Origin of the sequence: Paenibacillus sp. FSL R5-0744 (assembly GCF_037972555.1) — a bacterium.
GTDB lineage: Bacteria > Bacillota > Bacilli > Paenibacillales > Paenibacillaceae > Paenibacillus_AQ.
This window is the reverse complement of sequence record NZ_CP150228.1, coordinates 2504040-2517062: the sequence shown is the minus strand read 5'-3', so window position 1 is coordinate 2517062 and position 13023 is coordinate 2504040. Positions and strand designations below refer to the sequence as shown.

At 42.3% G+C, this 13023-nt stretch carries 11 protein-coding genes; 5 read left to right on the top strand and 6 right to left on the bottom strand.

Annotation, left to right across the window (positions count from 1 at the left end; translation table 11 throughout):
• Positions 1-153: 153 nt before the first annotated feature.
• Entirely contained in the window at positions 154-1059 is a 906-nt protein-coding gene (locus MKY19_RS10765; protein WP_042187039.1) for a hypothetical protein, read from the bottom strand.
• Positions 1060-1265: 206 nt separating this feature from the next.
• Entirely contained in the window at positions 1266-2087 is an 822-nt protein-coding gene (locus tag MKY19_RS10760) for an AraC family transcriptional regulator (protein WP_339802639.1), read from the bottom strand.
• A gap of 116 nt (positions 2088-2203) precedes the next feature.
• On the opposite strand from MKY19_RS10760, the gene MKY19_RS10755 reads away from it, so the two are divergent.
• From MKY19_RS10755 to MKY19_RS10745, 3 genes are all read left to right on the top strand, one after another.
• The gene (locus MKY19_RS10755; RefSeq protein ID WP_339802636.1) at positions 2204-5317 is read left to right on the top strand and encodes a glycoside hydrolase family 2 TIM barrel-domain containing protein; all 3114 of its coding nucleotides are present in this window, start codon (positions 2204-2206) and stop codon (positions 5315-5317) included.
• A gap of 288 nt (positions 5318-5605) precedes the next feature.
• Entirely contained in the window at positions 5606-6631 is a 1026-nt protein-coding gene (locus MKY19_RS10750) for an ABC transporter substrate-binding protein (RefSeq protein WP_149644048.1), read from the top strand.
• Between the two features lie 53 nt (positions 6632-6684).
• Entirely contained in the window at positions 6685-8427 is a 1743-nt protein-coding gene (locus tag MKY19_RS10745) for an AraC family transcriptional regulator (protein ID WP_339802629.1), read from the top strand.
• On the opposite strand, the gene MKY19_RS10740 is transcribed toward MKY19_RS10745, so the two are convergent.
• From MKY19_RS10740 to MKY19_RS10725, 4 genes are read right to left on the bottom strand one after another with little or no spacing between them, the layout of a single operon-like run.
• On the bottom strand, positions 8428-9153 hold the full coding sequence (locus tag MKY19_RS10740; RefSeq protein ID WP_339802625.1) for a hypothetical protein: 726 nt from the start codon (positions 9151-9153) through the stop codon (positions 8428-8430).
• Positions 9150-9863 (bottom strand): ABC transporter permease, encoded by a 714-nt coding sequence (locus MKY19_RS10735; protein WP_339802622.1) that lies wholly within the window; start codon positions 9861-9863, stop codon positions 9150-9152. Before MKY19_RS10735 ends, MKY19_RS10740 begins: the two co-directional genes overlap by 4 nt.
• Complete coding sequence (locus tag MKY19_RS10730) at positions 9860-10714, bottom strand: ABC transporter ATP-binding protein (RefSeq protein WP_042187029.1); 855 nt, start codon at positions 10712-10714, stop codon at positions 9860-9862. The genes MKY19_RS10735 and MKY19_RS10730 overlap by 4 nt, the downstream gene beginning before the upstream one ends.
• A 1-nt stretch (position 10715) precedes the next feature.
• On the bottom strand, positions 10716-11342 hold the full coding sequence (locus tag MKY19_RS10725) for a TetR/AcrR family transcriptional regulator (protein ID WP_339802619.1): 627 nt from the start codon (positions 11340-11342) through the stop codon (positions 10716-10718).
• Between the two features lie 171 nt (positions 11343-11513).
• On the opposite strand from MKY19_RS10725, the gene MKY19_RS10720 reads away from it, so the two are divergent.
• Positions 11514-12425: a YafY family protein gene (locus tag MKY19_RS10720; RefSeq protein ID WP_339802616.1), complete on the top strand. Its 912-nt coding sequence runs from the start codon at positions 11514-11516 to the stop codon at positions 12423-12425.
• Positions 12426-12504: 79 nt separating this feature from the next.
• Positions 12505-13020, top strand: coding sequence for a DinB family protein (locus MKY19_RS10715; RefSeq protein WP_339802613.1), 516 nt, complete (start codon positions 12505-12507; stop codon positions 13018-13020).
• Positions 13021-13023: the final 3 nt, after the last annotated feature.

The window sequence follows — 13023 nt, the reverse complement described above, 5'->3', positions numbered from 1 at the left end:
ATTATTTAGTTCATATCTATATGAATCATTATAGTGAGTTCACTTCACATTCGTCAATTCAGATGCTTTGAATGTACAACAAAAAAGCCGATATCGTATGAGAATCCATACAACATCGGCCTTTATAACACAGGTCCATTTATACCTACTCATTTATTTGGCAGTCATTTGCCCTACTAAGAACTCAACAAAATCAGTTGATTTGTTCTTATCTTCATCTTCTCCAAATACCCCAATGATCATCTTCCGTGAATGAATTGGAAGGTCTGTAGCAAATTTCGTATCTGTGATATCTACGCCTGTGATCCATTCTTCACCGTTCTCCGTATTTTTTATACGTTTCAAACGAATATCATCTAAAGGAAGTCCCGCTGATTTAACAAACGGCTCTAGATTCTTAAGTCCCTGCTGTTGTCCAATCCAATCAAAAGTAGCATCATCCAAAATAAGAATATTCGGACGATCCGCCGCCAGCATCGCCATCGCGCGCTGGATATAAGTCATGTCTAACGCGCCTCCACCTTCTCCACCTGTTGAGGGAAGGTATACGACTTCCGTCTTTACCCGCTTCCAAGCTGGATAACGATTGACGATCTCTTGTTTAAGCTCTTCATCCTTACCTGATGGATCTTGAGATTCATAGTTTCCTAGGAACATGATAGTTACATCCACTGGCGGGAGTGAAGCTTCATATTTTTTGGCTTGATATTGATTATAAAGAGCGTTACCTCCAAAGATTAGCACTAACAGCACAACGATAGATACAAATGTATGGACTTTGTATAGCCTAAAAAAATTCTCCGATTTACGCGCTATGCCGGAAAATGCTCCCCATTTTTCTAGCCGCTTGTCCTCTGCCTCCTGAATTTCCTGCTGATCTAAGCCGTCTAGGATCGTTTTGTAAGCCAGAAATTCTTCTTCATAGGCTGCAGCCTCAGTTTCTGAGGAATTTGATTTACGGCGTTTCAAATGCAAATCAAACTTTTTATTCAGTTCCTCCCGGGTAATGTCTACAGGCAAGTCCAAACGTTCGTATGCCTCTTTTAACTTCTCATTCAAATTGATGACTCCTTCCTGATGCTTAACTAGATATCTTATCGAAAATTTGGTTCTATGTATTGATTTCAGGTGAACATACTAATTATGCAAGAGAATGAGCGAATTCGTGAAATAAACAACATATGAACTCAATTAAACTATATCATGGAGTGCTAGACGCTAACAAGTAAGCGTTTATCATAAGTCCAAGAGGCGACTCTATCTCTCTAGTCCAAACCATGCAGCTGTTTAAATTGCTCTGGACTCATTCCAGTCAACCGCTTAAACACTAGACAAAAGTAGCTGGCATTTTCGAAGCCCACTAACTGAGCAATTTCATACATTTTTTTATCTCGTTCATTGAACATTAGCTGTTTACTCAAGTTTATACGTTGCTTGTTGATATAGGTTACAGGTCGATCATGAATTGTTTTTTGAAAAAGCCTGCATAAATACTGTGGCGACACTGCAATAACCTCCGCAAGTTCCTTTAATGGGAGGGTCCTATGAAGGTTCCTTTCTATATGTCGCAACACCGGTTTAATTCGCTCCAATTCAAGAGCCTCGTTTAGAGGAGAAACTAGGTTGCTTTTTAAATCCAGCAGCAGCGCGTATAGTTGTTTGGATCGTTCCAGATTTGTTTCCAGTTCATTACTATCTGACAAGTTGAGCATTTCTTTTAAAGGATTTAGCCACTTATCCTCCTTCAACCTTGCAGGGCCTGATTCGCGGATTCCTGCGTACAGCAGCATTTGACCGGCCTCTCTACCATTAAATGAAATCCATGACAGCTTCCACTTACTACTGATTGGCGCATACGAATGCGTAATATTCGGGAACAAAAAGAATACATCCCCTGAACTCACAATATATCGTTTCTCCTGAATGACAAGTTCGCCTTTGCCTTCGTGAATCTGATGTATTTGATAATCCGGAAATCCGGTAGGACGTAAGGTTTCTGCCTGATGCTCCCAAAATCCAATGGTTGTAGCATACAGCGGCAGCATATTCGTATCTTCCGTTTGGCAAAAGATTATTTTACTCTCCATCTGATCACCCGTTTCATATTTTGTTATATTGGATGAAAAATCTTTTATATCTCTTACCATTACTCCAATTTATAATATGAATATAATAACATCACTATTATAAAGGAGATTTACTCATGCGAGCAAAATTTGTTTACCAGCCTCCTGCAAACGGTTATCCAGAATGGAATAATAATCCGGAAATCTTCGAACTAAATCGCTTGGATGCACATGCTTCCATGATCCCTTATAGCAATCTAACGCAAGCCCTGGTGGGAGATAAAGAAACCTCGCCATACTACAAAACGCTTAATGGTATTTGGAAGTTCTCTTTTTCCGAAACACCGGATCTACGGGTCGTGGATTTCTATAAAGCTGATTTCGATTCCAGCAATTGGGCTACGATTCCTGTACCTTCTCACTGGCAATTCCATGGGTATGATTACCCGCAATATACGAATGTCCGATATCCCTGGGCGGAATCTGAACCTGATCTCAAGCCACCCTTTGCTCCGACAAAATATAATCCCGTAGGCTCGTACATCCGAACCTTTACTGTACCTGAATCTTGGAACGGTCAACCTGTATACCTTAGCTTTCAGGGGGTTGAATCCGCTTTCTATGTATGGGTAAACGGAGAACGGGTCGGTTACTGTGAAGACACCTTTACACCTTCCGAGTTCGATATTACCCCTTATTTAATTGCTGGTGATAATAAACTAGCTGTCGAGGTCTATCGTTGGTGTGATGCCAGTTGGCTGGAGGATCAAGATTTTTGGCGGCTTAGCGGTATTTTTCGGGAGGTCTATCTGTACACGGCCCCTTCTGTTCATGTTGCTGATTTTTTCGTTAAAACCGAGCTAGATGAAGCTTTCGTACATGCGGATTTAAACGTAGACATCAAAGTAGAGAATTATTTTAACGAGAAACTAAACCCTTATACACTCCAAATGCAGCTATACAATAAAGAGGATCAGCCTGTATGGGAGGCTCCAGTATCTACGTTTACTTCCTTTGATCAAGAGGGTGTTCAGCATTTCAAGCTTTCTGAACATGTAGAAGACCCTTATAAGTGGAGTGCTGAGACACCGTATCTGTATACATTGGTTCTCTCCATGATTGACGATACAGGAAACACTACTGAAACGGTCAGCTGTAAGGTCGGATTCCGTACCTTTGAGATCAAAGACGGACTTATGAAGATCAACGGCAAAAGAATTGTACTTAAAGGCGTTAACCGGCACGAGTTCTCTTGTGACACAGGACGTGCGCTATCCAAAGACGACATGATCCGAGATATCAAACTGATGAAAACACATAATATTAATGCGGTTCGGACCTCTCACTACCCGAATCAGTCTGTTTGGTATGAGCTTTGTGATGAATATGGACTTTACGTAATCGATGAAACCAATCTGGAAACACACGGTACTTGGCAATATGGGCAACAAGGATTACATGAGGGAAATGTACCTGCTAGCAAACCGGAATGGCGGGCCAATGTGATTGACCGTTGCAACTCCATGATGCAAAGAGACAAGAACCATCCTTCGGTTATCATCTGGTCACTGGGGAATGAGTCCTACGGTGGTGATAATTTTATCGCCATGCATGACTATCTCAGAGAAGCTGACCCGACACGACCTGTTCATTATGAAGGGATCTTCCATTGCAGAGAGTCGGAAGCAGCTAGTGATATAGAGTCGACTATGTATGCTAAACCGCACGAGGTTGAAAAATATGCGCTAAGTCATCCTCAGAAGCCTTACATCATCTGCGAATATAGCCATGCTATGGGGAATTCTTGCGGTGGACTACACCTATACACCGATATGTTTGACAAGTACGATGTATTTCAAGGTGCTTTTATTTGGGATTGGGTGGATCAGGCCATCCGAACCAAAACATCCGAAGGTGTCTCATATTTAGCATATGGAGGTGACTTTGGTGAGTCGCCACATGATGGAAACTTTAGCGGAAACGGATTACTTTTTGCCGATCGTTCGGTTACTCCAAAGCTATTTGAGGTCAAAAAATGCTATCAAAATATTAAAGTAACTGCTTTAAATATCCGTGAAGGTCTCTTTCAGATTCGTAATAACTTTTTATTTACCGACATTGAACAATACGAACTTAAATGGGAAGTTGCTTTAGACGGAGTAACTGCGCAAGAAGGTTTGCTGCAAATCTCTGCTGCACCAGGAGAAATCGTTGAATGCACTATCCCTTATGAACTGATTTCACATAGAGGTGATCATGAAGCTATTCTGAATCTCTCCTTTATTCGGCGTTCAGAAACTTCTTGGGCTGATGCTGACCACGAAATCGCTTGGGAACAGTTCATTCTGTCCCCGCGTATCGTGACAAAGGTTCCAAAGACAACAGATGGAACGTTACATGTGCAGGAACATGAAGGTGCATTGACCGTACAGGGTGGGAATTTCACTCTAAACTTTAATACAACAACTGGTGAGCTAAACTCATACCATGCTGCCGGTAAAGAACATCTGCTTGAGCCCGTAAGACCTAACTTCTGGAGAGCGGTCACGGATAATGATCTTGGCAATGGATTGCCAAAGCGCTGTGCAGTGTGGAAGCAGGCTTCTAATGAGCGGAATCTGTTGAGCATGGTATATAGAACTGAAGGAAATCTCTGTTTCGTTTCCACCACTTACCTTCTGCCAACGAATCCGTATTCCACCCTTCTTGTTCAGTATGAGATTCGCCCTGACGGATCTTTAGAGATCCTGCAAGAACTGAATCCGGGTAGTAGCGATCTGCCAGAAATTCCTGAGTTCGGAATGATGTTCGTGCTTGCTGGAAGACTCGATACCCTTTCATGGTACGGCCGTGGACCCCATGAGAATTATTGGGATAGACAGACTGGAGCACCACTTGGCCGCTATACGGGCAAAGTCAGTGACCAGTTCACCCCTTATCTTAGACCGCAGGAGTGCGGCAATAAGACGGATGTCAGATTTGCTTCGATTACAGATGGCAACGACGGATCAGGACTTTATTTTGATAGTGCAATCCCTATGGAGATTAATGCTCTGCCTTGGAAACCCGAGGAATTGGAAGCACATGATCACGTATATAAATTGCCAGTCTCGAACAAAAGCGTACTGAGAGTCAACTACAAGCAAATGGGAGTTGGGGGTGACGATAGCTGGGGTGCACCAACCCACGAAGAGTTCACTCTGCCGGCTAATCGCCCATATGCATTCCGTTTCACCCTTTTTCTTCTCTAATTTCATCTATTAAAAAGGCCGTCTCTGGTTGGTTTCTACCAAACAAGACGGCCTTGTTCTATTTATTTCAATCTCACCAACAGAGTTTTGCGTGCTCCTCAATGACTTCTTAGCCTTATCAATCTTTTTTTCTGGCTATCAACTCCAATAACAATAGGCTTGTACAAATCAAATAGCCTTAATGTGTTTTGTCCATTGAGTAAAAGGAGACTTTAATTTATGATTGTTTTCGTCGAGAATGATTATCATTATTGGTGATCGCTACATATTTTAGGGAGGCAATATTATATGAATAAGGTAAGACAACCGTTCGCCGTATTATGTGTACTCTTTCTGATGACCACATTACTACTCGCCTGCGGAAACTCAGGAGAACAACCAGCCAAGAACAATGCGTCGAACGCAGCCGGAAATAATACTTCAGCTACCACTGTACCTTCTCCAGAAACATCCGACAAGGGCACTAATGAAACTGCGGCAACTACTCGCTCCTACACGGATTACATAGGCCATACCGTAGAAATACCTGCTAACCCGAAGCGCGTGATTTATTCAGGAGAAACCTATGGTGATCTACTCGCACTTGGTGTGCAAGCGGTAGGATATCCACTTTCCATGGGTGAGGGTCAGGTTTTTGAAGATCAGCTACAAGGTGTCGAAGATGTAGGGTTCCCTATCAATCTGGAAAAGACGCTGGAACTTCAGCCTGATTTGATTATCTATGCAGGAACTGATGAAGCTGATTTCGAGCAGCTGTCCAAAATCGCACCCACGATAATATTTGATACCTTTGCCCCGCTAAATGAACGGATGCTTGATATTGGTGGAATTCTTGGGAAAACGACCGAAGCAGAGGCATGGCTGGCTAAGTATAAAACGAGTGAAGATGCCATGTGGGAACAACTAAAGGCAGCGGGAATAAAAGAAGGAGAAACAGCTTCGGTCTTTACTTATTATCCTGGTGACAGACTATTTGTTATGGCGACGACCGGACTTTCGCAAGTCCTTTATGGAGAGAATGGCTTCAAGCCAACCCCAGCAATTCAGAAGGTCCTTGATGAAGGTATGGGATTCCAGGAAGTATCCATGGAAGTGCTTAAAGAATATGCCGGAGATCGGATTTTCATTCTAACTCCTGTGGCCGATGAAGCCAAGCAATCCACAGCTACTCTATTAAAGAGTCCGATCTGGAAAGGTCTCCCTGCCGTCAAGAACGGATATGTCTATACTCAAGATATTATGAAGACTTCAAGTGATGCAACAACAAGAGAATGGCTGCTCGGTGAACTCCCACAGCTTTTGAATATGAAATAATTTTCACCTTCATGAAGCGTTTGGCACTTAGCTGATAGAAAACTGCAAGAAGCATGTCAACAGCTGTTGATATGCTTCTTTATTTTATATACAATGAATTAATTGATAATGATTCTCACCAAATGAACGGAGGCTTCCTCTTGCTGCAAACATTACCCGTCGCTGCACCGCTCCGCTCGTTGCTGTTTCAGCTGACTGATGCGGAACTACATATTCAACCGGCAGGCTCTTGCACTAAGGCTCTTTCAGCTCACTTTTATAGACTTCTAATATTCACTGGCGGTAGTGGACAGCTGATCCTTAGCGATCAAACCATAACACTGACTACAGATACATGTTATCTCCTATCTCCTGGAACTTCCTATAGCACGGACAATCAAGAGACGACTCTTTATTATTATCTCATCACTTTTACAGCAATTAATAACGCCGAGTTTCCCGAATATTATTCAGAGGAACTCCTTCCAGGTAGGCAGGAGCTAATTGTCCACCCGTTCACTAGGGTAATCCGCCTTGCGGAAGATCTGCTTATGAGCAAAAAAAATGCCGATGATGTGCATTTTTTTAAGCAGCAATTAAAATTCCAAGAATTGCTGCTCTTACTCTTTGAGCATAATTATCCTTCCGAGCAGGTGCCAAGTCCCGCGGATTCCGTGGAAAAGACCATCCAATATATGCAAGATCACTATACGGAGAGTATCACCGTGAAGCAACTGGCTGAGCTCGCAGGGATAACATTGTGGCAATATACTCCGATCTTTCAAAAGCTTACCGGAAAAAGACCGCTCGATTACCTGACCGAACTGCGCATTAACCATTCGAAGCGTTTCCTTCTGGAATCCTCTGAACCGCTGCGTGAGATTGCTCGTCTGGTTGGCTTCTCCGATGAATATTATTTCAGTCGCCGGTTTCGTCAAAAGACTGGAATTACACCCGGACAATATGCGCATCAGCAAGGTCGGAAGCTTACTGTGGAAGACTGGACTGGCCATGTGGTGGATATTCCGGAGCGTCCAAAGCGCATTGTCTACCATGGTGAGACGCTTGGCGATCTGCTCGCATTAGGTATAAAGCCTATCGGAGGAGATGAAGTCTTTGCATGGAACAGAGTCTATAAACATCGACTTAAAAAGCTCTCTAACGTTGGCTTTCCTCTGGATCCGAAGCTTACCGCTTCATTAAATCCTGACCTAATTATTATAGCTAATTCAGATGATAAGGCCTATCGAGCAGTCGTCGACATCGCCCCGACACTTACCTTTGATTCATTTGCTCCACTTGAACACCGTATGCGGACACTTGGAAGCTGGTTGGGTAAGCAGCACGAAGCAGAAGCATGGCTGGATTCATTCGCAGCAAAAAATGCTGCCATGTGGCAGCAGCTTTATATGAATACTCTTCGACCTGGAGAAACAGCTTCTGCATTGATTTATGACCATGGAAATCATCTATATGCTATGGGAATGTCCGGTTTGTCTACTGCTCTCTATGCCCCTAACGGTTTACAGCCCACAGATGAGATCAAAGCGATTCTCGATGGAGAGTTAGGATTTGCAGAAGTCGATCCAGCAAGGCTGCCTTTCTACGCCGGAGATCATATCTTTATGCTTATTCCGGAGCGTCAAGACTCGCGAGTTGCTATGGAGAAACTACTAGACAGCTCACTATGGAAGAATATACCCGCTGTACGTAAGGGGCAAGCTTATCTGCTTGACGGAAGCAAATGGAACTATGGAGATGCTTTAACACGTGAAAAGCTTCTAACGCTGTTGCCTAAGCTGCTTGGAGGAGGCTAATCAATCAGCTCTTTTAATAAAAATCCTGACCATGATGCTCAGAAGACTCAAATGAAATAGAAGTCCCACCATAAAGTATGCAAACACAATAAAACCACTAGAAGCTTCTATAACAAAAAATAACTTAGCAGGCCAATAGGTAGGAATCCACGCCCCGATAAATTGCCATGGTGATGGAACAAAATAAGCTACGATTGGTCCTGCTATAAACAGACCACCGATCTTTGATAAAGCTAATCCTTCTACCTTATTTGCAGCGAAAGAAGCTAGGAATAATGCAAAACAAGGGGCTTCAAATGCTAGTAGTATAAGGATGTATATATGCTCTAATTGGAAGCTAGATAAGCCGGAGACTATAAAAAATAGCGATGAAAGAAATGTACAGAGTAGAGATGGAAGAACTAGACGATACACCATGTACCCTCTGCGCATTAATGGTGTAACCGCGTAATAAGAGATGACATTCTCATCTCTTTCATCAAGCATTAAAAGACCTGTCATCATACCGGTTAGCATTGGAAAGGTCATGACTAAGAAAATCGCAGCAAAGCTACTATATTTATATAAATCGAAAGCATAACCGTTCGTAAGCCAATCGGCTATCATTGGAAATCCAAATCTTGAGACGACTAGAAGTGCTAAAGGAGCAAAGATGCCGACCATAAGCACTGGGTCCAAACCAGTATGCCGGATATCGCTTATAAAAAGCATACGATACTTCTTCATTTTCTTGCTCCTCCCTTACCTATGCGCATCATTACATGATTTTCGAAGGACATTTTTGCCCATACGTATATCACAACATTCCATAGCAGTAATATCGATATGGAGTAGATGTAATTGCCAAATGACATAGCCGAGGTTCCCGAACTCAACAAGCGAAGTGTTCCTTCCGTAGGAAGCCATAAAAAAAGTTTGGAGTTCCACACCTTAAAATAACCAAGCAATGGAAGTATAAAAGGCAATGCGAATACTTGTGATAGTAGAATGAAACCATTAATTGTCTGACAACGAGCCACAACTCCAATCGACAATAGCGTCATAAAGCTTGACGTTAGAATGATTCCAGTAGAAAAGCCAAACGGGGATTGCGGAATCCCGCTTGCTACTACATGAATAACCCAAGCGGCTAACAGGGAGAGTACAGATAATGAGCCTGCTTTTGAAAGTAAATATTCTCTAACACGAATCGGAGTAACAAATAAAGGATCATGGATGCCCTGGTCTCTTTCCAGCAGCACAATCCCCCCTGCGAGAATAAGCCCTAAAGCACTCGGATCGCTAAAGGTCAATAACAACATCGTTTGTTCTCGATAATGATCAGGAATAAGATGCAGCAATACCAAATAAAACGCACAGATAATGATGTAGATCCAATAAAACCCATGCCGCCATTGAAACCGGATGTCAAAGGCAAACGCAGATCTGAATCTCATGTTAACTGCCTCCCAGTTACGTCAATAAATATTTGTTCCAAAGACGCCTCCTGCGAATGAATGGTTTCTATTGGATGTTCACGAACAAGCTTTAAGAAATATTCGTTCTCCCCTATATCATCAAGTGAGAATTCCTCATTTCTAACTTCATTATGATGGCGGTATTCCAGCCGCACTCGTTTTTTTCCATTTAGAAGCTTAAGCTCCCGAGGAGAATCAATCAACTTAATCTGACCATCTACAATAAAAGCAACCCTGTCGCAGAGCTCCTCAGCGGCTTGCATATTATGTGTTGTAATAATTACAGTTGTCCCATTTGCCTTTTTTTCCAGGATTAAATCCTTCATTCGTTTCGCATTAACGGGGTCGAGCCCGGAAGTGGGTTCATCCAGAAATAGAATTTGCGGGTTATTTAAGAGTGCTCTACAGAAATTCAGCCGCATCTTCATCCCCTTCGATAACTGGGAGACCTTCAAATTTGCAGCTTCAGTGAGATTTACTTGCTCCAGGAGAAACCTCGGTTCCGCTGTTCTCCCTGAATACAGAGAGCGAAATAGCTGCAAATTTTCCAGCGCAGTAAACTTCGAATAGAAATTTGGAAACTCAAAAGCTACCCCTATTCGCTCAAAATACTCCGGTCCGGTATTTCTTATTTCCTTGCCCATTACGTTAACGCTGCCGAGATAATTTTTTAAGACTCCAATTAGTATTTTTTGTGTTGTGCTTTTACCCGCTCCCGAAGGACCGAGAAAACCAAACACTTCTCCTTGAGGTATGGAAAAGTTAAGTCCACTAAGGGTTGGCTCTTTTATTTTTGGGTAGGTAAAATGAAGCTCCTTCACTTCGATCATTTCATACTCCCCCAGTCATATTATCTTTCAAAGAAGTCATCCCCTCAGCCAGAACCCCTATCAAAAGCTCTATAGTTGCCTGATAGCGTTCATCACCGATCTCTTCCTTATGCAAAGACAGAAGGACTACAGAGCGAATCATGCTTACGATTAATTCCGGGTCAATCCCAACCATGATACCTTCGGCTTGCCATGATTGAATGAAAGGAATAAAAAAGTCTTTATCCTCTGTAAAATTTTGTTCCAACAACTCATTAGGTAACTTTCTTAATAGCTGCTCCATTTCGCTTCTTACGAACATCTGGCGGACGATCGGACTCTCTTCCATCATGCGGAAAGATTTCAGTAAAAATAATCTGATTTCTTCCTTATTTACAGGCACGCCTACGCTAAATGAATCGAACATTGTACTACGAATTCGTTGTTCCTCTTCAAGCAATATGTGATAGAACAATTCCTCTTTCGATCCAAAGAACATGTAAAACGAACCTTGCGCAATCCCGGCAGCTTTTGTTAATTCTTCAACACTAGTTTTTTTAATGCCATGTACTTCAAAACAGCGGCGACCTTCTGTCAACAATTTATGTTTAATCCATTCTCTTTCTTGTTCTGTGAATTTCTTAGGCATACATCTCAACTCGCTTTTATGGTTTTATGAATAATTTTATTTTATATTCACAAGTTAACCCACCAACCATATTTTGTCAATCTTTTTCTCTGTAAGCGCCAAATTAGCATGAAAAATCTATGCTATAATCATGCAGTAACACGATATGGACTAATGGGTGGGAATACACAAATGAAATTGGAACGTTTGATTTCTATGATCTACAAGCTGTTGAACCACGAAGTTTTATCTGCCTCCAAGCTGGCTGAAGAGTTTCAGGTTTCCCAGAGAACTATCTATAGGGATATCGATGTCATTTGTGCCGCAGGCATCCCGGTCGTATCGTATCAGGGAACTAAAGGCGGATATGGCATCATGGACGGATATAAAATGGATAAAAGTCTTCTCCGTTCGTATGATGTCACTTCTTTGATTACCGTGCTGAACAGTCTCTCTTCCGTGTTTGAAGACGAGCAAGCGCAAGGAACCATTGAACGGCTGCAAACGATTGGAACAGAACAACAGACTTCTAGTCTAGCGGTGGATTTTGAAACTCGTCGTATGGATCCCGATGCACTTTCTCTTTTACGTACGGCTATTACGGAACGAAATATCGTCCGTTTTGATTACATCAATGTAAAAAACGAACGCACAGCCCGTAATATGGAACCAGTAAAGCTTCATTTTAAATATAGCAACTGGTACATCTATGGTTATTGCCAGGAACGACAGGATTATCGAGAGTTCCGGCTATCCCGGATGATGAATTTGCTTCTGACACAGAATACCTTTCATTCCCAACATGAGGTACCCATAGAGGCCGGTTGTTCAAACAGGGCCGATCAGGTTGAGGAAGTCGTAATCCGGGTGGGACCTGAGGCTTTGGCAGAAGCGCTGGATCAATTTCACCAGGTGGATAAGGAATTTCATACCGATGAGAGCATGACGATGCGAATTCCTGTGTATAAACCATTGGAAGCCCGCTGGCTATGGTCAATTCTGCTAAGTTTCGGCAGCGGCGCTGAAGTCCTCGAGCCTCTTGCACTGCGAGGTATCTTAAAAAAGCAGCTGCAAAATACCCTAAATCTTTATGAAGAAGTATGACAGTCTGCTGTCATACTTCTTCTTTTATATTAACAACAGCTACAAAATAATCTATCACAATTCAAAAGGAGATCATACAATGACCAATCATCCAGTAGAAATGTTTAATTACCACATTTGGGCGAACCAAACGATCTTGGGAAGAATCAAGGAACTCTCTCCCTCTGTGCTAAATCAAGAAGTGAATAGCTCTTTTCCCACCATCGCTCATGCCCTTAGCCATATCTATGCGGTGGATACGATGTGGTATCTGGTTTTAACAGGCACTGGTATGCCTGAGGCTTTTCAAAAAAGTATCCCGCTAAATATGAGCATTCTAAATTCGGTTGATGAATATGCTAATCTTTTTGCCCAGCTATCTGAACAATACAAAGAATGGATACAAAACCAAACCGATTTGGAGCAGACTATTCTACTTGATAACCCATTCGCTGGAATCCGGCAAACACGCCTATCAGAAATTGTGCTTCATGCCGCCAATCACGGGACTTATCATAGAGGTAATATATCTACTATGTTACGTCAGTTAGGACACGCTTCCACCATGAATGACTATTCCCTTTTTTGGTATCAGATGTCTGCGGAAGCTATTTAATTT